The sequence below is a fragment of the Pilimelia columellifera subsp. columellifera genome (genome assembly GCF_039532605.1).
In the GTDB taxonomy this organism is placed as follows: Bacteria; Actinomycetota; Actinomycetes; order Mycobacteriales; family Micromonosporaceae; genus Pilimelia; species Pilimelia columellifera.
In genome coordinates this window covers 328,036-348,345 of record NZ_BAAARY010000005.1, presented here as the reverse complement: position 1 = coordinate 348,345, position 20,310 = coordinate 328,036, and the positions used below count along the sequence as shown (strand labels likewise).

Below are 20,310 nucleotides of genomic sequence, written 5' to 3'. Positions count from 1 at the left end.
CTCAGGTGGCGGCATCGGGGTGACCGGACGGCCGTGCCAGCCGCCACTCCCGCCGGGGCTTACAGCTGCTCGGTCTCGCGGTAGTCGTCGGTGTCGTAGTCAACCTCGCCGAAGGAGTCCACGACGTTCGCCGGGTCGAAGGTGGGAGCGGAGTCCTTGAGACCCAGACCCATACCGGCGAGCTTCATCTTGACCTCGTCGATCGACTTCTGACCAAAATTCCTTATATCCAGAAGATCGGCCTCGGTGCGTCCGATGAGCTCGCCCACCGCGTTGATGCCCTCACGCTTGAGGCAGTTGTACGACCGGACGGTCAGGTCCAGCTCCTCAATCGGCAGCGCGAGGTCAGCGGCCAGCTGGGCGTCCTGCGGCGACGGCCCGATGTCGATGCCCTCGGCGGTCTCGTCCAGCTCCCGGCACAGGCCGAACAGCTCGACCAGGGTCGAACCGGCCGAGGCCAGCGCGGTGCGGGGCGAGATGGACGCCTTGGTCTCGACGTCGATGATGAGACGGTCGAAGTCGGTGCGCTGCTCGACGCGGGTGGCCTCGACGCGGTAGGTCACCTTCATCACCGGCGAGTAGATGGAGTCGACCGGGATGCGGCCGATCTCGGCGCCGGCGTTCTTGTTCTGCGCCGCTGTGACGTAGCCACGACCCCGCTCCACGGTCAGCTCCATGTCGAGCCGGCCCTTGCCGTTCAGCGTCGCCAACTTGAGGTCCACATTGTGCACGGACACGCCGGCCGGCGGCTGGATGTCGCCAGCGGTGACGTCCCCAGGCCCCTGTTTACGCAGGTACATGCTGACCGGCTCGTCGTGCTCAGAGCTGACCGACAGCTCCTTGATGTTCATGACGAGCTCGACCACATCCTCCTTGACGCCGGGGATGGTGGTGAACTCGTGCAGCACGCCGTCGATCTTGATGCTGGTCACCGAGGCGCCCGGGATCGAGCTGAGCAGCGTCCGGCGCAGCGAGTTGCCGAGCGTGTAGCCGAAACCCGGCTCCAACGGCTCGATGGTGAACCGGGAACGGGTCTCGCTGAGCGACTCTTCCGACAGACTCGGCCGCTGGCTGATAAGCATGGTGGTCTCTTTTCGTCAGGGACGTCCGCTATTTGACGCCCGAACAGTGGACCAGGACGGCCGGCCCCGGTCGCCCGGAGCCGGCCGTGACCGGTTACTTCGAGTAGAGCTCGACGATCAGCTGCTCCTGCACCTGGGTGTCGATGACACCGCGCTGCGGGAGCGTGTGGACCAGCACCTTGAACTGGCTGGGGATGGTCTCCAGCCAGGCCGGCACCGGCCGCGAGCCGGCCTGCGCCTGAGCCACGACGAACGGGGTCATCTCGCGGGACTTCGCCCGGACCTCGATGATGTCGTGCTCCGTGACGCGGAACGACGGGATGTCGGCCTTGCGACCGTTCACCAGGATGTGACCGTGCTTGACCAGCTGACGCGCCATGTCGCGGGACGCGGCGAGCCCGGCCCGGTAGACAACGTTGTCGAGCCGCGACTCCAGGATCTGGAGCAGCACCTCGCCGGTCTTGCCCTGCTTGCGCACAGCCTCTTCGTAGTAACCGCGGAACTGCTTCTCCAGCACGCCGTAGACACGGCGGGCCTTCTGCTTCTCGCGGAGCTGTAGCAGGTACTCGCTCTCCTTCGTCCGACCGCGGCCGTGCTGGCCGGGCGGGAAGGGACGCGACTCGAAGGGGCACTTGGGCCCTTCGCACTTGCTGCCCTTGAGGAACAGCTTCTGCTTCTCACGCCGACAGCGGCGGCAGTCTGCACCCGTGTAACGAGCCATCTTCCTCTACCTCTCAGACCCGGCGCCGCTTGGGCGGACGGCAACCGTTGTGCGGCTGCGGCGTGACGTCGGAGATCTGTCCGACCTCGAGGCCGACGGCGGTCAGGGACCGGATCGCGGTCTCCCGACCCGAGCCCGGGCCCTTGACGAACACGTCGACCTTGCGCATGCCGTGCTCCATCGCCCGACGGCCGGCGGCCTCGGCCGCGAGCTGGGCAGCGAACGGAGTCGACTTGCGGGAGCCCTTGAAGCCCACCTGGCCAGCGGATGCCCACGAGATGACAGCGCCCGTCGGGTCCGTGATGGAGACGATGGTGTTGTTGAAGGTGCTCTTGATGTGCGCCTGCCCGTGGGCGACGTTCTTGCGTTCCTTGCGCCTGACCTTCTTTGCAGCGGCCCCGGCGCGAGCCTTTCCTGGCATAGCTCGATGCGCTCCTTGATCCGGTTACTTCTTGCCGGGCTTCTTCTTGCCAGCGACGGTCCGCTTCGGGCCCTTACGGGTCCGGGCGTTCGTCCGGGTCCGCTGCCCACGAACGGGCAGACCCCGGCGGTGCCGGATGCCCTCGTAGCAACCGATCTCGACTTTGCGGCGGATGTCGGCGGCAACCTCGCGGCGCAGGTCACCTTCGACCTTGAAGTGGGCCTCGATGTGATCGCGGATCTGGACGACCTCTTCGTCGGTCAGGTCCTTGGCCCGCTTGTTGGGGTCAATGCCGGTCGCGGCGAGAGTCTCAAGCGCACGAGTGCGTCCGACCCCGAAGATGTACGTGAGCGCGATCTCCAACCGCTTGTCGCGGGGGAGATCAACGCCGACTAGACGTGCCATGTGTGGGCGTACTCCTCAAATCGGTTACGCGGAGGTCTGTGCCCATGCCGTCCCTGTTCCGACTGTCGCCGATTGCCGCCGCCCGAAAGCGCGACGTGACGACGGTCGTTGCCCGATCAGGGCCCCGGCCTCCGACCGGGGGTGAGTGGAGCACGATCGACGCGCTCCACTGGATGAGCTTCTTCATGGGGTGGATCTGCCGGCAACGCCAGGGCTGTCAGCCCTGGCGCTGCTTGTGGCGCGGGTCGTCGCAAATCACCATGACCCGGCCGTGCCGGCGAATAACGCGGCACTTGTTGCAGATCTTCTTGACGCTCGGCTTGACCTTCACGGTTCGCCTTTTCCAGTCCATGCTCGCTGTCGCGACCAACTCACGACAACAGGCTGCGTGTTACCCGACTACTTGTAGCGGTAGACGATGCGCCCGCGAGTCAGATCGTACGGGGAGAGCTCCACGACGACCCGGTCCTCCGGCAGGATACGGATGTAGTGCTGCCGCATCTTGCCGCTGATGTGGGCCAGGACCTTGTGTCCGTTGGCGAGCTCGACCCGGAACATTGCGTTCGGGAGTGGCTCGATGACCCGGCCCTCGATCTCGATGGCCCCGTCCTTTTTTGGCATGTCCTCCGCTACCTGACGTCGGGTTCTAGGAACTGGCCACATCGCCCTCCACCGGTGTCGCCACCGGTGTCCAGCCGCGGCTCCGCACCAGAGCGCGATCAAGGTTGATCACATTCCGGAGGGCCAGCCGCCTCAAACGAGGCGGTCGGCCGCGCGTCCGCGAAGCGCGGTGCAGACACGACGGAGGGGACGCTGTGCGCCGAGGGGTTATCGTACGCCTCGACGACACACCCCGGCAAACCGGGGTGAAGGAGAGGTCAAAGCTGGCGGGGAGTCACCAGATCGCCGAGGCGGGCCCGGCCCCCGTCCGGTGCGGTGAGCACCCAGACGCCGTCCGGAAGGAGCGCCATGGTGTGCTCAACGTGCGCCGCCATCGAGCCGTCGCGGGTGACGACCGTCCAGCCATCCTCCAGCTCGACGGTGCGGGGGGAACCCAGCGTGATCATGGGTTCGATAGCCAGGGCCATCCCTGGGACCAGCTCCGGCCCGCGCCCGGGCCGGCCGTAGTTGAGCACGTGAGGATCCTGGTGCATTTCAGTGCCGATGCCGTGGCCGCCGTAGCCCTCGACGATGCCATACCTGCCGGCCTTGCGAACACTGCGCTCCACCGCCGCCGAGATGTCCGTCAGCCGCCCCCTGCCGGTGGCGGCGCCTCGGCCGGCGGCAGCGATACCGGCCCACATCGCGTCCTCGGCAGCCGTCGCCATCCGCTGGATCGCCGGCGCGATATCGCCGACCCCGACCGTGATCGCCGCGTCGCCGTGCCAGCCTTCCAGCACCGCGCCGCAGTCGATGGAGATGACGTCGCCGTTGCGCAGCACCCGGTCGGCCGATGGGATGGCGTGGACGATCTCCTCGTTGACAGAGGAGCAGATCGAGCCGGGAAAACCGTGGTAGCCCTTGAATGATGGAACGGCTCCCGCGGAGCGGATGACCTCCTCGGCGAGAGCGTCGAGATCAGCCGTCGTGACCCCGGGAGCTACCGCCTGACGCATCCGCTCCAGGGCCTCGGCCACCACCAGGCCGGCCGCGCGCATCAGCGCGATCTGCTCAGGGGTCTTGATCTGGATATCCAGCTGTTGCCGTCGCATGGTTGAAGCCACCGTCACCGTTGAGCTGTCATTCCGGGAATTTGCGGTCCCGCGGGGGTGTCAGCCGCCGTAGGAACGCAGCGCGTCTATCGCGCGGTTGGTCACGTCCTCCACCGGGCCGGTGGCGTCGATGCCCACCAGCTTTCCCTGGGCGCCGTAGTAGTCGACCAGGGGGGCGGTGTCGCGGGCGTAGACGCGCAGCCGTTCGGCGATCGTCTCGGCCTTGTCATCGTCCCGCTGGAAGAGCTCCCCGCCACAGCGGTCGCAGACGCCCTCGCGGTTCGGCGCGTCGAACTCGACGTGCCAGATCTTGCCGCAGCCACGGCAGGTCCGACGGCCCGAGAGCCGCCGGATCACTTCGTCGTCATCGACGACCAGCTCCAGGACCAGGTCCAGGCCGGTGCCGAGGTCAGCCAGCAGCTTGTCCAGCGCCTGGGCCTGCGGGGTCGTACGAGGGAAGCCGTCCAGGAGGAAGCCGTCGCCGGCGTCCGGCTCGGCCAGACGGTCACGGACCATGTTGATCGTGACCTCATCCGGGACGAGCTGGCCCGCGTCCATGAACTGCTTGGCCTGGATCCCGAGCGGCGTCCCCTGGGCGACGTTGGCCCGGAAGATGTCGCCGGTCGAGATCTTCGGAACGGCCAGGTGGGCGGCGATGAACTCGGCCTGCGTGCCCTTGCCCGCTCCCGGGGGGCCCACCAGCACCAACCGCATCACCGCGACGCACCCGCGGCCGGACCGCTTCCCGCCCGCACTAGCGCAGGAACCCTTCGTAGTTGCGCTGCATAAGCTGGCTCTCGATCTGCTTCACCGTCTCAAGACCCACGCCCACCATGATGAGCACCGCGGTGCCGCCGAAGGGGAAGTTCATGAACTGCTGCTTGTCCAGCCAGATGAACATGAAGTTGGGCAGCACCGAGATCATGCCCAGGTACAGGGCGCCCGGGAGCGTGATCCGACTCAGGATGAAACCGAGGTAGTCCGCGGTGGGCCGGCCGGGCCGGATACCGGGGATGAACCCGCCGTACTTCTTCATGTTGTCCGCGACCTCGGTCGGGTTGAACGTGATCGAGACGTAGAAGTACGTGAAGAAGATGATCATCAGGAAGTACACGATGATGTGCTCGATCGCCGTCGGCTGCACGAGGTGGTCGTCGATCCACCGCTGCCAGCCGGTCAGGTTGTTCCGGTCGAAGAAGCTCAGGAACAGCTGCGGCAGGTAGAGCAGCGACGAGGCGAAGATGACCGGGATGACACCGGCCTGGTTCACCTTGAGCGGGATGTAGGTCGAGGTGCCGCCGTACATCCGCCGGCCGACCATCCGCTTGGCGTACTGCACCGGGATCCGACGCTGTGCCTGCTCGATGAAGACCACGAGGCCAATGACGAGCAACACCATGAGCATGACCAGGCTGAACTTATCCAGGCCCTTCTCGTAGATTCGGGCGCCTTCGGTGGGGAGCTGCGCGGCGATCGACGTGAAGATCAGCACCGACATGCCGTTGCCGACGCCACGGTCGGTCACCATCTCGCCGAACCACATGACCAGGCCGGTCCCGGCCGTCATCGCGATGACGACCCCGAGAAGCGTGACCCAGTAGGGCATGCCCTCACCAGACATGTCGGGAATGACGGCGAAGTTGCGGTCGTCCTGCGGGCAGGAGCCACCGAACATGGTGCCGCTGTTGGCCAGCGCGATGAACGACGCCGACTGCAGCACGGCAAGACCCAGGGTCAGGTACCGGGTGTACTGGGTGATCTTGGCCTGGCCGGCCTGACCCTCCTTGCGGAGCTGTTCGAACCGCGGCACGACAACGGTGAGCAGCTGCAGGATGATCGAGGCCGTGATGTACGGCATGATGCCCAGGGCCAGCACGGAGAGCTGGAGCAGGGCGCCGCCGGAGAACAGGTTGAGAAGCGTGAAGACGCCACTGGCGTCGGCGCCCTCCATGGCCACCTTGCACCGCTCGATCGCGGCGAAGGAGACACCCGGACTGGGCAGCGCGGCGCCCAGTCGGTAGAGGGCGATGATGCCTACCGTGAACAGCAACTTCCTGCGCAGGTCAGGCGTGCGAAACGCACTGAGAAAGGCGGAGAGCAAGTTCTTCCTCCTGCGCAGAGCGGCCGCGGGCGCGGCGTGTGGGGTGGCCGATCACGAACCGATCCGGATGAGCCAGTCACCGATCAGGCACGTGAATCGTCTATCTCAGGAAAGCTAACTGGCACCGGACTCTAACAGCCCGGGACGTGCCCGGGGCGCACCACCTCGGGCGAGATGGTGCGCCAACGACCACGTAGCGCTTGGCGCCCGAATTGACGGACCACCTAGCGTTGCGGCGAAGATACGGACTGACCTCCGCTTTCGCGTGGTCAGCGCGCACCTTCGCCGCTGTGCTCTGGCTCCTTACAGCTCGGTGGCGGAGCCACCGGCTGCGCTGATCTTCTCCTTGGCGGAGGCGCTGAACGCGTGCGCGCTCACCTGAAGCGACACACCGCCCAGGTCCCCGGCGCCGAGGACCTTGACCGGACGGCCCGGGCGCACGGCCCCGACCTCGGCAAGCTCCAGCGGGCCGACCTGACCGCCCTCGGGAAAGAGCTCAGCCAGACGCTCCAGGTTCACGACCTGGAACGTCACCTTGAAGTGGTTCTTAAAGCCCTTGAGCTTCGGCAGACGCATGTGGATCGGCATCTGCCCACCCTCGAACGCCGCGGAGACGTTTTTACGGGCCTTGGTTCCCTTGGTGCCCCGGCCGGCGGTCTTGCCCTTCGAGCCCTCACCGCGACCCACGCGGGTCTTCGCGGTCTTGGCGCCAGGCGCTGGACGGAGGTGGTGAACCTTGATCGTCATTACTCGACCTCCTCGACCTTCACGAGGTGGTTGACCTTGAAGATCATGCCCCGAATCTCGGGACGGTCCTCCTTGACCACCACGTCATTGATCCGCTTGAGGCCGAGCGAACGCAGGCTCTCGCGCTGGTTGTGCTTGGCCCCGATCTCAGACCGGAGCTGCGTGACCTTCAGTCGTGGCATCACGCACCCGCCCCAGCCCGCGCCCGCAGCATGGCGGCCGGCGCGACGTCCTCGACGGGCAGGCCGCGGCGAGCCGCGACCGCCTCCGGGGACTCCAGACCCTTCAAAGCCGCCACCGTGGCGTGCACGATGTTGATCGGGTTCGAGGACCCCAGGCTCTTGGAGAGCACATCGTGGATACCGGCGCACTCCAACACCGCACGCACCGGACCTCCGGCGATAACCCCGGTACCGGCCGACGCCGGCTTGAGCAGAACGACGCCGGCGGCGTCCTCGCCCAGGATCGGGTGCGGGATCGTCGCAGCGATCCGCGGAACCTTGAAGAAGTGCTTCTTGGCCTCCTCGACACCCTTGGCAATCGCCGCGGGCACCTCCTTGGCCTTGCCGTAACCGACGCCGACGGTGCCGTCACCGTCACCGACGATCACCAGTGCGGTGAAGCTGAACCGACGACCGCCCTTGACGACCTTCGCGACGCGGTTGATCGCGACGACCCGCTCGATGTGCGGGGTCTTCTCGACGGGCGCGTTGCCGCGGCCGCCCTCACGGCGGTTGTCGCGGCGACCACCTTCACTGCCACCGGACCCGCCGCCACGGCGCTGTTGACCTGGCATCAGCAGCCTTCCTTCCTTCTCGTGACGGGGTTACTTAGAACTGGAGCCCGGCTTCGCGGGCGGCGTCCGCAAGCGCGGCGATGCGACCGGCGTACCGGTTGCCGCCACGGTCGAAGACGACCCGATCGATCCCAGCGGACTTGGCCCGCTCCGCAACCAGGGCGCCCACCTTCTTGGCGAGGTCGCTCTTGCTGCCCTCGGCGCCCCGCAGGGAGGCGTCGAGCGACGAGGCCGACGCGAGGGTGTGACCCTTGACGTCGTCCACGATCTGGGCCGTGATCTGGCGCAGCGAGCGCGTGACCACCAGACGCGGGCACGCGGCAGAGCCGGTGACGCGCTTGCGGATGCGGAAGTGACGCCGGGCGCGACCGATGGCCCGCTTGGCAGACACCCCGCCGCCGCTGCGGCGCTTGAGCAGCGTGGCGCTCACTTCTTACCTGCCTTTCCGGCCTTACGGCGGATGATCTCGCCCTGGTACTTGACGCCCTTGCCCTTGTAGGGCTCCGGCGGACGGATCTTCCGGATGTTCGCGGCGACCTCGCCGACGAGCTGCTTGTCGATGCCGGCGACGTGGAACAGCGTCGGCTTCTCCACCATGAAGGTGATGCCAGCCGGCGGGGTGACGACGACCGGGTGCGAGAAGCCGAGCGCGAACTCGAGCTCGCTGCCTTTGGCCGTGACCCGGTAACCCGTGCCGTTGATCTCCAGCGTCTTCTTGTAGCCGTCGGTCACGCCCTCGATCATGTTCGCGACCAGGGTGCGGCTGAGGCCGTGCAGCGCGCGGGAGCGGCGCTCGTCGTCCGGCCGAACCACCTGGAGCGTGCCGTCGTCGGCCCGCTCGATGGTGATCGGCTCGGCAAGCGTGTGCTGCAGCTCGCCCTTGGGGCCCTTGACCTTGACGGTCGGGCCGCTGATGTTGATGTCGACGCCCGCAGGCACCGAGATGGCTTTACGTCCGATTCGCGACATTGCTATTCCTCACCAGACGTAGGCGAGGACTTCCCCGCCCACCCCTCGCTTGCGGGCCTGCCGGTCGGTGAGCAGTCCCTGGGACGTCGAGATGATCGCCACACCCAGGCCACCGAGAACACGCGGCAGCTCAGGGGACTTGGCGTACACCCGCAGGCCCGGCTTCGACACGCGGCGGATGCCGGCCAGCGAACGCTCGCGGTTCTGGCCGAACTTGAGTTCGACCACGAGGCGCTTGCCGACGGCGCCCTCCTCGGGCTCCTCGACGGACCAGGCGGCGATGTATCCCTCACCTTTGAGGACCTCGGCCACATTGGCCTTGATCTTCGAGTAGGGCATCACCACCCGGTCGTGGTACGCCTGGTTGGCGTTGCGCAGACGCGTGAGCATGTCTGCGATCGGGTCGGTCATCGTCATGGGTTTGTCAGCCTTTCTCGCCGCGGTTCCCACACCGGGGTGCGGGCCTTCGGCGAAGAGCAATAGCCAATTCCACGTCCGGCGTCGGCCGGCGTGCGGAAACTACCAGGAAGCCTTCGAGACGCCGGGGAGCTCACCGCGGTGGGCCATCTCCCGGATGCAGACACGGCAGAGACCGAACTTGCGGTACACCGCCTTCGGACGCCCGCACCGCTGGCAACGGGTGTACGCACGCACGGCGAACTTCGGCTTCGCGGCGGCCTTGATGATCAGCGCCTTCTTGGCCATCTCAGTTCTCCTTGAACGGGAAGCCCAGGAGCTTCAACAGCGCCCGGCCCTCGTCGTCGGTCTTGGCGGTGGTGACCACCGTGATGTCCATGCCCCGGGTGCGATCGATCCGGTCCTGGTCGATCTCGTGGAACACCGACTGCTCGGTCAGACCGAACGTGTAGTTGCCGTTCCCGTCCAGTTTGCGTGCGTCGAGACCGCGGAAGTCCCGGATACGCGGCAGAGCGATCGAGAGCAGGCGGTCGAGGAACTCCCACATCCGGTCACCGCGGAGGGTGACCTTCGCGCCGATCGGCATGCCCTCGCGCAGCTTGAACTGCGCGATGGACTTGGTCGCCCGACGGACCTGCGGCTTCTGACCGGTGATCGTGGTCAGATCACGCAGAGCGCCCTCGATGAGCTTCGAGTCCTTCGCAGCCTCGCCGACGCCCATGTTGACCACGATCTTCACAAGACCGGGGACCTGCATCGGGTTGGCGTAGCTGAACTTCTCGGTGAGCTGGGCCTTGAGCTCGGCCCGGTACCGCTCCTTGAGGCGCGGCATGGTCTTCGTTTCGGTGGCTGCCGTCATCACAGGTCCTTACCGGTACGACGCGAGATGCGAACCTTGCGGCCGTCCTCGCCAAAGCGGTAGCCGACCCGCGTCGGCTTGCCGTCCTCCAGGTACGCCACGTTGGAGACCTGGATCGGCGCCTCCTGCGTGACGATGCCACCGTTCTGGGCGCCGCGCTGCGTCGTGCTGATGCGTTCGTGCTTCTTGACCCGGTTCACACCCTCGACCAGGATCTTGCCCAGACGAGGGTAGGCGGCGAGCACCTTGCCCTTCTGGCCCTTGTCCCGACCGGTGATGACGATCACCGTGTCGCCCTTCTTGATCTTCACGGCTTACAACACCTCCGGCGCAAGCGAGATGATCTTCATGAACCGCTTGTCCCGCAGCTCACGCCCGACGGGGCCGAAGATGCGCGTGCCGCGCGGGTCCCCACCGTCCTTGATGATTACGGCGGCGTTCTCGTCGAACCGGACGTACGAGCCGTCCGGACGCCGCTTCTCCTTCGCGGTCCGGACGACGACCGCCTTGATGACGTCGCCCTTCTTCACACCCGCGCCGGGGATCGCCTCCTTGACGGAGGCCACGATGACGTCACCGATGCCCGCGTAGCGCCGACCGGAGCCACCGAGAACCCGGATGCACAGGATTTCCCTGGCGCCCGTGTTGTCAGCGACCCGCAGTCGCGACTCCTGCTGAATCACGTCTCTCTCCTATGTCTGCCAGTCCTCCGGCGTGCCGGAGCTTGGAAGAACCCTCCGCGCTTGCGCGCGAATTGCACTGCGTCATCCGCGCCAGGCGCGGGCTGCCATCGACGTGAGACGACGGCTCCGGCGGGCCCGTGAGCCCGCCGGGGCCGTTCGCCTACTTGGCCTTCTCGAGGATCTCCAGCAGCCGCCACCGCTTGGTCGCGGACAGCGGACGGGTCTCCATGATCATCACGCGGTCGCCGATGCCACACGCGTTCTGCTCGTCGTGGACCTTGAGCTTGCGGGTACGGCGCAGAACCTTGCCGTACAGCGCGTGCTTCACCCTGTCCTCAACCTCGACCACGATGGTCTTGTCCATCTTGTCGCTGATCACGAGCCCCTCGCGCGTCTTGCGACGGGACCGCACCTCAGTCGTTGCCTCAGTCATTACGCAGTCACCTCAGTCGGCGCGGCCGAGAGCCCCAGCTCGCGCTCGCGCATGATCGTGTAGATCCGGGCGATATCCCGACGGATGACCTGCAGCCGACGGTTGTTGTCGAGCTGCCCGGTCGCAGCCTGCACGCGGAGGTTGAACAGCTCCGCCTTGGCCTCCCGCAGCTTCGTGACCAGCTCCTCCTCGGAGAGTTCACGCAGCTCCTCGGCCTTAACGCCCGCTGCCATCAGTTGTCACCCACTTCGCGTGTCACGATGCGGCACTTCATCGGGAGCTTGTGGATCGCGCGACGCATCGCCTCTCGCGCGATAGCCTCGTTCGGGAAGGACATCTCGAAGAGCACCCGTCCCGGCTTCACGTTCGCGACCCACCACTCCGGAGAACCCTTACCGGAACCCATGCGGGTTTCGGCCGGCTTCTTCGTCAGCGCCTGGTCCGGGAAGATCGTGATCCAGACCTTACCGCCACGCTTGATGTGACGCGTCATCGCGATACGAGCGGACTCGATCTGACGGTTGGTCACGTACGCGGGCTCAAGAGCCTGGATTCCGAACTCACCGAACACCACCCGGTTGCCGCCCTTGGACGCGCCATGGCGGTCCGGGTGGTGCGGCTTGCGGAAGCCCTTCGGGGGCTTACGCGGCATCAGCATGTGTCAGCCCTCCTGCGGGGTCTCGGCCGGAGCCGGCGCGACGGCGACCGCCGCGCTGTCGATCGACTCCCCGGCCGGGGTGTCGGTGGCCTGGGCGGCAGCCGCGCGACCAGCCTCGGTGCCGCCGGCAGTGGTGCCCGACGAGCCCGAACGGCCGCCACGACGCGGACGCTCCGCGCGCTCCCGACGCGGACGGCCAGTGGCCGCCTCGGCGACAGGCTCACGACCAGGAACGGCGTCGCCCTTGTAGATCCAGACCTTCACGCCGATCCGGCCGAACGTCGTGCGGGCCTCGAAGAAGCCGTACTCGATGTTCGCGCGCAGCGTGTGCAGCGGGACCCGACCCTCGCGGTAGAACTCAGTCCGGCTCATCTCGGCGCCGCCGAGACGACCGGAGACCTGAACCCGGATTCCACGAACCAACGGGTTCTTCATCGCCGACTGCATCGACTTGCGCATCGCCCGACGGAAGCTGACCCGGCTGGACAGCTGCTCGGCGACCGCCTGGGCGACGAGCTGCGCGTCCGACTCGGGGTTCTTCACCTCGAGGATGTTGAGCTGGACCTGCTTGCCGGTGAGCTTCTCCAGCTCGCCACGGATCCGGTCCGCCTCCGCGCCCTTCCGACCGATGACGATGCCCGGCCGGGCGGTGTGAATGTCGACCCGCACCCGGTCACGGGTCCGCTCGATGTCGACCTTGGCGATACCGGCGCGCTCCAGGCCCTTGGACATCATCCGACGGATCTTGACGTCCTCGGCGATGTAGTCCTTGTAGAGCTTGTCCGCGTACCAGCGGGACTTCCAGTCGGTCGAGATGCCGAGCCGGAACCCGTGCGGGTGTACCTTCTGACCCATTACTCGGTCCCCTCCTCGGCCTGCGCCTGCTCAGCCTTCGGCGTCTCAGCCTTCGGCTGCCCGGCCGGCTTGGTGGTCTTGTTCGCCCGCTTGGCCGGCGCCGTCGCCGGAGCGACCGCCTCGACCGCCACGGTGATGTGACAGGTCCGCTTGCGGATCCGGAACGCCCGACCCTGCGCCCGCGGCCGGAACCGCTTCAGCGTCGGACCCTCGTCCACGAACGCCTCGCTGACCAGCAGGGCGTCCGGGTCGAGCCGCTCGTTGTTCTCCGCGTTCGCGATCGCGCTGGCGAGAACCTTGTAGACCTGCTCGCTCGCGGTCTGCGGCGCGAACTGGAGCACCGTGAGAGCCTCCTTCGCGGGAAGACCGCGGACGAGGTTGATCACCCGGCGCGCCTTGTTCGGCGAGATGCGCACGTGACGCGCAATCGCCCGGGCGCCTGGCAGCGCCGGTGCGTCGCCCTTGCTTGGCATCGCTGTAACCCCTTGATCCTCGAAATACGGTCGTTACCGACGACGGCTCTTGCGGTCGTCCTTCTCGTGACCCTTGAACGTGCGGGTCAGGGCGAACTCGCCGAGCTTGTGGCCGACCATCGCCTCGGAGACGAAGACCGGGACGTGCTTGCGCCCGTCGTGCACGGCGATCGTGTGCCCGAGCATCTCAGGGATGATCGTCGAGCGACGCGACCAGGTCTTGATGACGTTCTTGGAGCCCTTCTCGTTCTGAACTTCCACCTTCTTGAGCAGGTGGTCGTCGATGAAGGGACCCTTCTTCAGACTGCGTGGCATCTCGGGTTAACCCCGCTTCCGGGTTGCGTAACGACGGCGGACGATCAGCTTGTCGCTGGCCTGACCCTTACGGCGGGTACGACCCTCAGGCTTGCCCTGCGGGTTCACCGGGTGACGACCACCAGAGGTCTTACCCTCACCACCACCGTGCGGGTGGTCGACCGGGTTCATGGCGACACCGCGGACGGTCGGACGCCTGCCCTTCCAGCGCATCCGGCCGGCCTTGCCCCAGTTGATGTTCGACTGGTCGGCGTTGCCGATCTCGCCGACTGACGCCCGGCAACGGACGTCGACCCTGCGGATCTCGCCCGACGGCATCCGAAGGGTGGCGTACGCCCCCTCCCGGCCCAGCAGCTGGATGCCGACGCCGGCCGAGCGGGCCATCTTGGCCCCGCCGCCCGGACGCAGCTCCACACAGTGGATGGTGCTACCCACCGGGATGTTGCGCAGTGGGAGGTTGTTGCCCGGCTTGATGTCGGCGCCAACGCCCGACTCGACCCGGTCGCCCTGCTTGAGGTCCTTCGGCGCGAGGATGTAGCGCTTCTCGCCGTCGGCGTAGTGCAGCAACGCGATCCGCGCGGTGCGGTTCGGGTCGTACTCGATGTGCGCGACCTTGGCCGGCACGCCGTCCTTGTCCAGCCGCTTGAAGTCGATCAAGCGGTACTGGCGCTTGTGGCCACCACCATGGTGGCGTGCGGTGATACGGCCGTGGACGTTACGGCCGCCCTTCTTCGGCAGCGGACGCAGCAGCGACTTCTCCGGCGTTGACCGGGTGATCTCCGCGAAGTCCGCGACGCTGGAGCCACGACGGCCCGGCGTCGTCGGCTTGTACTTACGGATAGGCATGTCTACTCAACCCCTCAACTGACCGGGCCGCCGAAGGCCTCAATACGGTCGCCGTCGGCGAGCTTGACGATCGCTCGTTTCGTCGACTTCCGCTGGCCCCAACCGGTCTTGGACCGCTTGCGCTTGCCCTCACGGTTGTTCGTGTTGACGGTCAGGACGCGCACATTGAAGATCTGCTGGATAGCGATCTTGATCTCGGTCTTGTTGGCGTCCGGATCGACCAGGAACGTGTACCAGTTCCCGTCCAGGAGCCCGTAGCTCTTCTCCGAGATCACCGGCGCGACGATGACGTCCCGCGGGTCGGCGATGGTGCTCACTTCGCAGCCTCCTCGCTGGTCGCGGCCGCCGGAATGCCCAGGAACTCGTCCAGGGCCTCGCGGGTGAAGACCACGGCGTCGGCCACCAGCACGTCGTACGTGTTGAGCTGGCCCGACTCGATCAGGTGGACTCCCTCGCCAGCCAGGTTGCGCAGCGAGAGCCAGTTGATCTCGTCCTCGACGCCGAGGACCACGAGCACGCGACGCGCGTCGGTGACCCGACGTAGGGTCGCCAGCGCGGCCTTGGTCGAGGGGGTCTCGTCGGCGACGAAGGCGTCGACGACGTGCAGCACGCCCGCGCGGGCCCGGTCGGAGAGGGCGCCCCGTAGCGCGGCCGCCTTCATCTTCTTGGGGGTCCGCTGCGAGTAGTCGCGCGGGACCGGCCCATGCACCACGCCGCCGCCGGCGAACTGAGGCGCGCGGATCGAGCCCTGACGGGCGCGACCGGTGCCCTTCTGCTTGTAGGGCTTCTTGCCGCCGCCGGCGACCTCGCCCCGCGTCTTGACCTTGTGCGTGCCCTGGCGGGCCGCGGCGAGCTGAGCCACGACGACCTGGTGCATCAGCGGGATGTTCGCCTGCACGTCGAAGATGTCGGCCGGCAGCTCGACCGCGCCGGACTTGGCGCCGGTCGCGTCGATGACGTCGACAGAACTCACTTCGCACCACCCTTCGCCGCCGTGCGGATCAGCACCAGCGCGCCCTTGGGGCCCGGGATGGCGCCCTTGACCAGCAGCACGTTCTGCTCAACGTCGACCGCCTGAACCGTGAGGTTCTGGACGGTGAACCGCTGGCCACCCATCCGGCCAGCCATCCGCACGCCCTTGAAAACCCGGCCCGGGGTGGCACAGCCACCGATCGAGCCCGGCGAGCGGTGCTTGCGCTGGACGCCGTGGCTGGCGCGCAGGCCGTGGAAGCCGTGCCGCTTCATGACACCGGCGTAGCCCTTGCCCTTGGTCTTTCCGGTCACATCGATCACCGTGCCGGCTGCGAACGTGTCGGCCGAGATCTCCTGGCCCAACTCGTAATCGCCGGCGTCAACGGTGCGAAGCTCGACCAGGTGCCGCCGCGGGGATACGCCCGCCTTGGCGAAGTGGCCGGACTCCGGCTTGTTGACCTTCCGCGGGTCGACGGCGCCGTACGCCATCTGGATCGCGGAGTAGCCGTCCTTGTCGGCGGCGCGGACCTGGGTCACGACGCACGGGCCGGCCTGCACCACGGTCACCGGGACAACGCGGTTGTTGTCCCAGACCTGGGTCATGCCGAGCTTGGCGCCCAGGATGCCCTTCACTTGCCTGTCCATGAGTTCGCAGTCCCTACAGCTTGATCTCGATGTCAACGCCGGCCGGAAGGTCGAGCCGCATGAGCGAGTCGACGGTCTTGGGCGTCGGGTCGATGATGTCGATGAGCCGCTTGTGCGTACGCATCTCGAAGTGCTCGCGCGAGTCCTTGTACTTGTGCGGCGAGCGGATCACGCAGTAGCGGTTGATCTCCGTCGGCAGTGGCACCGGACCCGCCACCTGCGCACCGGTACGCGTGACCGTCTCGACGATCTTGCGCGCCGAGGAGTCGACGACCTCGTGGTCGTAGGCCTTGAGCCGGATGCGGATCTTCTGTCCCGCCATGGTGGCTTCTGTTCCTTCTCTTCTGCGATCCTCGCCGGCACGAGCGCCGACGCACCGACCTTGTCCGACCCCCGCGGTCGGGCGTGTCGCGCTCTTTGGTGGCCACAGATCTGGAAATCCAGAATCTACGGTCACCGCACGCGCCACACCCCAGTCACCAGAACTGGGCTGACCTGACCTGCGGGAGTAGGGCGACATGAAGACCGGTGGCCTTCAGACGCCGCGCGTGACGATCCGCCTGGCACTACCGACCCGGACGCCCATCAACAATGGATTCCGAGCTATCCGGCAGCGACCTGAAACGAATTGCCCGCAACGCAACCTGTTTATTATGCCGCACGATGTCGGCGCAGTGAAATCGGGGTCTCGCTGTGAGGCGAGGCCCGGCGCCCGCCCCCGTCACCAGGGGCGGGCGCCGTGACTCACTTGATGATCTTTGTGACCCGACCGGCGCCGACGGTGCGGCCGCCCTCACGGATCGCGAAGCGGAGGTTGTCCTCCATCGCGATCGGCTGGATCAGCTTGACCGTCATCGCGGTGTTGTCGCCCGGCATGACCATCTCGGTGCCCTCGGGCAGCGTGACAACGCCGGTGACGTCCGTGGTACGGAAGTAGAACTGCGGACGGTAGTTCTGGAAGAACGGCGTGTGACGACCGCCCTCCTCCTTCGAGAGGATGTAGACCGTCGCCTCGAACTCCGTGTGCGGAGTAGAGGTGCCGGGCTTCACCACGACCATGCCGCGCTCGACGTCCTCGCGCTTGATGCCACGCAGGAGCAGACCGACGTTCTCGCCAGCGCGAGCCTCATCGAGGAGCTTGCGGAACATCTCGATACCGGTGCAGGTGGTCTTCGTCGACTTCTCACGAATACCGACGATCTCGACCTCCTCGTTCGGCTTGAGGATGCCCCGCTCGGCACGACCCGTGACAACGGTGCCCCGACCGGTGATCGTGAAGACGTCCTCGATCGGCATGAGGAACGGCTTCTCGGTCTCGCGAACCGGCTGCGGAATCGCGGTGTCGACGGCGTCCATGAGCTTCATGAGGGCTTCACTCCACTTGGCGTCGCCTTCCAACGCCTTCAGCGCCGAGACCTGGACGACCGGAAGATCGTCGCCCGGGTACTCCTGAGCCGAGAGCAGCTCGCGCACCTCGAGCTCGACGAGCTCCAGGAGCTCCTCGTCATCGACCATGTCGCTCTTGTTGAGCGCCACGACGATGTAGGGAACACCAACCTGGCGAGCGAGCAGGACGTGCTCACGCGTCTGCGGCATCGGACCATCGGTCGCGGCCACAACCAGGATGGCGCCGTCCATCTGCGCCGCGCCGGTGATCATGTTCTTGATGTAGTCGGCGTGACCGGGGCAGTCAACGTGCGCGTAGTGCCGGCTCTCGGTCTGGTACTCGACGTGCGCGATGGAGATCGTGATACCACGAGCCTTCTCCTCCGGCGCCTTGTCGATCTCGTCGAACGGCGTGTACGGGTTGAGGTCCGGGTACTTGTCGTGCAGCACCTTCGTGATGGCCGCGGTCAGCGTCGTCTTCCCGTGGTCAATGTGACCAATGGTGCCGATGTTGACGTGCGGCTTAGTCCGCTCGAACTTCGCCTTCGCCACTGGGTCCTCCTGTGGACTCTCTAATTCGTACGCCCCGCGCGTTGTGGTGACGCTCGAGACTCTGTCGACGGTCCCCTCCGACGAAGAATCTCGCCGGAGGAATCCGGTTTTGCGGCCGTCAGGCCCGGTTGGGCTCTAGCCCGCCATGACCTTGAGAGAGACTACTCTCCGGTGGCCTTAGCGATGATTTCCTTGGCGACGTTCGAAGGAACCTCGGCGTAGGAATCGAACTGCATGCTGTAGCTCGCCCGGCCCTGGGTCTTCGACCGCAGGTCGCCGACGTAGCCGAACATCTCCGACAGCGGCACCAGTGCTCTAACGAGCCGGGCGCCGCCGCGCTCCTCCATGGCCTGGATGATGCCACGGCGGGAGTTCAGGTCGCCGATGACGTCACCCATGTTCTCCTCAGGAGTGGTGACCTCCACGGCCATCATCGGCTCGAGCAGCGCCGGATCGGCCTTGCGGGCCGCTTCCTTCAACGCCATCGAACCGGCGATCTTGAACGCCATTTCAGACGAGTCGACCTCGTGGTACTGACCGTCCAGCAGGTTCAGCTTGACGCCCACCAGCGGGTAGCCAGCCAGGATGCCGTACTGCATGGCGTCCTGGGCGCCAGCGTCGATCGAAGGGATGAACTCCTTCGGGATGCGACCGCCGGTGACCTTGTTGTTGAACTCGTAGGTCGGAGCGTCGTTCTCCAACGGCAGCGGCTCAAGGCCGATGATGACCCGGGCGTACTGACCCGAGCCACCGGTCTGCTTCTTGTGCGTGAACTCGACCTTGTCCACCACGCGGCGGATGGTCTCACGGTAGGCGACCTGCGGCTTGCCGACGTTGGCCTCGACGTTGAACTCCCGGCGCATACGGTCCACCAGGATGTCCAGGTGCAGCTCGCCCATGCCGGAGATGACCGTCTGGCCGGTTTCCTCGTCGTTCTTGACGCGGAAGGTCGGGTCCTCCTCGGCCAGGCGCTGGATCGCGGTGCCGAGCTTCTCCTGGTCCGACTTGGTCTTAGGCTCGATAGCGACCGAGATGACCGGCTCGGGGAAGGTCATCGACTCGAGGATGACCTGGTTCGCCGGGTCACACAGAGTGTCACCGGTGGTGGTCTGCTTAAGGCCCTGGACGGCGATGATGTCGCCGGCCTGCGCCGTGGCACGTTCCTCGCGCTTGTTCGCGTGCATCTGGTAGATCTTGCCGATGCGCTCCTTGCGCTCCTTGGTCGAGTTCACCACCTGGGTGCCCGACTCCAGGGTGCCGGAGTAGACGCGCACGTACGTGAGCTTGCCCAGGTGCTTGTCGGCCGCGATCTTGAAGGCGAGAGCGGAGAACGGCTCGGCGTTGCTGGGCTGCCGTTGCAGCGGGGTCTCCCCGTCGACAGCGGTGCCCTCGATCGCCGGCACGTCCAGCGGCGACGGCAGGAACTCGACCACCGCGTCGAGCATGGGCTGCACGCCCTTGTTCTTGAACGCGGAACCGGTGAGGACCGGGTTCGCCTTGCCCGCGATGGTGGCGCGACGGATGGCGGCCTTGATCTCGGAGACCGGGATCTCCTCGCCCTCGAGGAACTTCTCCATGATGGCGTCGTCGACGTCGGCGAGGGTCTCCATGAGCTTCTCGCGCCACTCGGCGGCCTGCTCGGCAAGATCGGCCGGGATCTCCTCGACCGCGTAGTCCTCGCCCTTGGCCGTTTCGCCACGCCAGGTCAGCGCCCGCATCTCGATGAGGTCGACGACGCCGATGTGGTCGCCCTCGGTCCCGATCGGGATCTGCAGCACCAGCGGGGTCGCGTTCAGCCGGTCGATCATCATCTGCACGCAGCGGAAGAAGTCGGCGCCGGTGCGGTCGAGCTTGTTGACGAAGCACATCCGCGGGACGTTGTACTTGTCCGCCTGCCGCCAGACGTTCTCCGTCTGGGGCTCGACGCCCGCGACACCGTCGTAGACGGCGACAGCGCCGTCGAGGACGCGCAGCGACCGCTCGACCTCGACCGTGAAGTCGACGTGGCCGGGCGTGTCGATGATCTGGATCGTGTGGCCCTTCCACTCGCACTTCGTGGCGGCGGAGGTGATGGTGATGCCCCGCTCCTGCTCCTGCTCCATCCAGTCCATGACGGCAGCGCCCTCGTGGACCTCACCGATCTTGTAGGTGATACCGGTGTAGAACAGGATCCGCTCAGTGGTGGTGGTCTTACCGGCATCGATGTGCGCCATGATGCCGATATTGCGAACCTTGGCGAGCGCGTCTGCGGCGGCCACGTCG

32 protein-coding genes are annotated in these 20,310 nt (G+C 66.5%); all 32 read right to left on the bottom strand.

Annotation, left to right across the window (positions count from 1 at the left end):
- Positions 1–59: 59 nt before the first annotated feature.
- Positions 60–1,082 carry a DNA-directed RNA polymerase subunit alpha gene (locus ABD287_RS08410; RefSeq protein WP_344170773.1) on the bottom strand — a complete coding sequence of 341 codons (1,023 nt, stop codon included), beginning with the start codon at positions 1,080–1,082 and terminating at the stop codon, positions 60–62.
- 94 nt (positions 1,083–1,176) lie between these two features.
- Positions 1,177–1,803, bottom strand: a complete 627-nt coding sequence (gene rpsD / locus ABD287_RS08405) for a 30S ribosomal protein S4 (protein ID WP_344170770.1) — start codon at positions 1,801–1,803, stop codon at positions 1,177–1,179.
- Between the two features lie 13 nt (positions 1,804–1,816).
- Complete coding sequence (gene rpsK / locus ABD287_RS08400) at positions 1,817–2,224, bottom strand: 30S ribosomal protein S11 (RefSeq protein WP_344170767.1); 408 nt, start codon at positions 2,222–2,224, stop codon at positions 1,817–1,819.
- Positions 2,225–2,248: 24 nt separating this feature from the next.
- Positions 2,249–2,629, bottom strand: a complete 381-nt coding sequence (rpsM, locus tag ABD287_RS08395) for a 30S ribosomal protein S13 (RefSeq protein ID WP_344170764.1) — start codon at positions 2,627–2,629, stop codon at positions 2,249–2,251.
- Positions 2,630–2,846: 217 nt separating this feature from the next.
- Positions 2,847–2,960, bottom strand: a complete 114-nt coding sequence (rpmJ, locus tag ABD287_RS08390; RefSeq protein ID WP_197006680.1) for a 50S ribosomal protein L36 — start codon at positions 2,958–2,960, stop codon at positions 2,847–2,849.
- Positions 2,961–3,028: 68 nt separating this feature from the next.
- On the bottom strand, positions 3,029–3,250 hold the full coding sequence (infA, locus tag ABD287_RS08385) for a translation initiation factor IF-1 (RefSeq protein WP_007073013.1): 222 nt from the start codon (positions 3,248–3,250) through the stop codon (positions 3,029–3,031).
- A gap of 257 nt (positions 3,251–3,507) precedes the next feature.
- A complete protein-coding gene (map, locus tag ABD287_RS08380; protein WP_344170759.1) occupies positions 3,508–4,341 on the bottom strand; it encodes a type I methionyl aminopeptidase in 834 nt (277 codons plus the stop codon).
- A gap of 60 nt (positions 4,342–4,401) precedes the next feature.
- Positions 4,402–5,055 carry an adenylate kinase gene (locus ABD287_RS08375; RefSeq protein ID WP_344170756.1) on the bottom strand — a complete coding sequence of 218 codons (654 nt, stop codon included), beginning with the start codon at positions 5,053–5,055 and terminating at the stop codon, positions 4,402–4,404.
- A 40-nt stretch (positions 5,056–5,095) separates the two neighbouring features.
- A complete protein-coding gene (gene secY, locus ABD287_RS08370) occupies positions 5,096–6,442 on the bottom strand; it encodes a preprotein translocase subunit SecY (protein ID WP_344170753.1) in 1,347 nt (448 codons plus the stop codon).
- Positions 6,443–6,745: 303 nt separating this feature from the next.
- Positions 6,746–7,189, bottom strand: coding sequence for a 50S ribosomal protein L15 (gene rplO, locus ABD287_RS08365; protein WP_344170751.1), 444 nt, complete (start codon positions 7,187–7,189; stop codon positions 6,746–6,748).
- A complete protein-coding gene (rpmD, locus tag ABD287_RS08360) occupies positions 7,189–7,371 on the bottom strand; it encodes a 50S ribosomal protein L30 (protein ID WP_344171017.1) in 183 nt (60 codons plus the stop codon). The genes rplO and rpmD overlap by 1 nt, the downstream gene beginning before the upstream one ends.
- Complete coding sequence (rpsE, locus tag ABD287_RS08355) at positions 7,371–7,985, bottom strand: 30S ribosomal protein S5 (RefSeq protein ID WP_344170748.1); 615 nt, start codon at positions 7,983–7,985, stop codon at positions 7,371–7,373. Before rpsE ends, rpmD begins: the two co-directional genes overlap by 1 nt.
- 34 nt (positions 7,986–8,019) lie before the next feature.
- Entirely contained in the window at positions 8,020–8,415 is a 396-nt protein-coding gene (rplR, locus tag ABD287_RS08350) for a 50S ribosomal protein L18 (RefSeq protein WP_425565529.1), read from the bottom strand.
- Positions 8,412–8,954 carry a 50S ribosomal protein L6 gene (gene rplF / locus ABD287_RS08345; RefSeq protein ID WP_344170745.1) on the bottom strand — a complete coding sequence of 181 codons (543 nt, stop codon included), beginning with the start codon at positions 8,952–8,954 and terminating at the stop codon, positions 8,412–8,414. The genes rplR and rplF overlap by 4 nt, the downstream gene beginning before the upstream one ends.
- 9 nt (positions 8,955–8,963) lie before the next feature.
- Positions 8,964–9,371, bottom strand: coding sequence for a 30S ribosomal protein S8 (gene rpsH, locus ABD287_RS08340; protein WP_344170742.1), 408 nt, complete (start codon positions 9,369–9,371; stop codon positions 8,964–8,966).
- A 102-nt stretch (positions 9,372–9,473) separates the two neighbouring features.
- A complete protein-coding gene (locus ABD287_RS08335) occupies positions 9,474–9,659 on the bottom strand; it encodes a type Z 30S ribosomal protein S14 (protein ID WP_090787931.1) in 186 nt (61 codons plus the stop codon).
- Between the two features lies 1 nt (position 9,660).
- Positions 9,661–10,230 carry a 50S ribosomal protein L5 gene (gene rplE, locus ABD287_RS08330; protein WP_344170735.1) on the bottom strand — a complete coding sequence of 190 codons (570 nt, stop codon included), beginning with the start codon at positions 10,228–10,230 and terminating at the stop codon, positions 9,661–9,663.
- The gene (gene rplX / locus ABD287_RS08325) at positions 10,230–10,541 is read right to left on the bottom strand and encodes a 50S ribosomal protein L24 (protein ID WP_344170732.1); all 312 of its coding nucleotides are present in this window, start codon (positions 10,539–10,541) and stop codon (positions 10,230–10,232) included. Before rplX ends, rplE begins: the two co-directional genes overlap by 1 nt.
- Before the next feature lie 3 nt (positions 10,542–10,544).
- Entirely contained in the window at positions 10,545–10,913 is a 369-nt protein-coding gene (gene rplN, locus ABD287_RS08320; RefSeq protein ID WP_344170729.1) for a 50S ribosomal protein L14, read from the bottom strand.
- Positions 10,914–11,073: 160 nt separating this feature from the next.
- Positions 11,074–11,346, bottom strand: coding sequence for a 30S ribosomal protein S17 (gene rpsQ, locus ABD287_RS08315; RefSeq protein ID WP_344170726.1), 273 nt, complete (start codon positions 11,344–11,346; stop codon positions 11,074–11,076).
- Entirely contained in the window at positions 11,346–11,579 is a 234-nt protein-coding gene (gene rpmC / locus ABD287_RS08310) for a 50S ribosomal protein L29 (RefSeq protein ID WP_344170723.1), read from the bottom strand. The genes rpsQ and rpmC overlap by 1 nt, the downstream gene beginning before the upstream one ends.
- A complete protein-coding gene (rplP, locus tag ABD287_RS08305; RefSeq protein WP_344170720.1) occupies positions 11,579–12,004 on the bottom strand; it encodes a 50S ribosomal protein L16 in 426 nt (141 codons plus the stop codon). Before rplP ends, rpmC begins: the two co-directional genes overlap by 1 nt.
- 3 nt (positions 12,005–12,007) lie before the next feature.
- Positions 12,008–12,859: a 30S ribosomal protein S3 gene (gene rpsC, locus ABD287_RS08300; RefSeq protein ID WP_344170717.1), complete on the bottom strand. Its 852-nt coding sequence runs from the start codon at positions 12,857–12,859 to the stop codon at positions 12,008–12,010.
- Positions 12,859–13,332 carry a 50S ribosomal protein L22 gene (rplV, locus tag ABD287_RS08295; RefSeq protein ID WP_344170714.1) on the bottom strand — a complete coding sequence of 158 codons (474 nt, stop codon included), beginning with the start codon at positions 13,330–13,332 and terminating at the stop codon, positions 12,859–12,861. Before rplV ends, rpsC begins: the two co-directional genes overlap by 1 nt.
- Before the next feature lie 33 nt (positions 13,333–13,365).
- Positions 13,366–13,647 (bottom strand): 30S ribosomal protein S19, encoded by a 282-nt coding sequence (gene rpsS, locus ABD287_RS08290; RefSeq protein WP_344170711.1) that lies wholly within the window; start codon positions 13,645–13,647, stop codon positions 13,366–13,368.
- A gap of 6 nt (positions 13,648–13,653) precedes the next feature.
- Positions 13,654–14,493 (bottom strand): 50S ribosomal protein L2, encoded by an 840-nt coding sequence (gene rplB, locus ABD287_RS08285; protein ID WP_344170708.1) that lies wholly within the window; start codon positions 14,491–14,493, stop codon positions 13,654–13,656.
- Between the two features lie 14 nt (positions 14,494–14,507).
- Entirely contained in the window at positions 14,508–14,810 is a 303-nt protein-coding gene (rplW, locus tag ABD287_RS08280; protein WP_344170705.1) for a 50S ribosomal protein L23, read from the bottom strand.
- The gene (rplD, locus tag ABD287_RS08275) at positions 14,807–15,466 is read right to left on the bottom strand and encodes a 50S ribosomal protein L4 (protein ID WP_344170702.1); all 660 of its coding nucleotides are present in this window, start codon (positions 15,464–15,466) and stop codon (positions 14,807–14,809) included. The genes rplW and rplD overlap by 4 nt, the downstream gene beginning before the upstream one ends.
- Entirely contained in the window at positions 15,463–16,110 is a 648-nt protein-coding gene (gene rplC, locus ABD287_RS08270) for a 50S ribosomal protein L3 (RefSeq protein WP_344170700.1), read from the bottom strand. The genes rplD and rplC overlap by 4 nt, the downstream gene beginning before the upstream one ends.
- Before the next feature lie 13 nt (positions 16,111–16,123).
- Positions 16,124–16,432 (bottom strand): 30S ribosomal protein S10, encoded by a 309-nt coding sequence (gene rpsJ, locus ABD287_RS08265; protein ID WP_018347762.1) that lies wholly within the window; start codon positions 16,430–16,432, stop codon positions 16,124–16,126.
- 422 nt (positions 16,433–16,854) lie between these two features.
- A complete protein-coding gene (tuf, locus tag ABD287_RS08260) occupies positions 16,855–18,048 on the bottom strand; it encodes an elongation factor Tu (protein WP_344170697.1) in 1,194 nt (397 codons plus the stop codon).
- 161 nt (positions 18,049–18,209) lie between these two features.
- Complete coding sequence (gene fusA / locus ABD287_RS08255; protein WP_344170694.1) at positions 18,210–20,306, bottom strand: elongation factor G; 2,097 nt, start codon at positions 20,304–20,306, stop codon at positions 18,210–18,212.
- Positions 20,307–20,310: the final 4 nt, after the last annotated feature.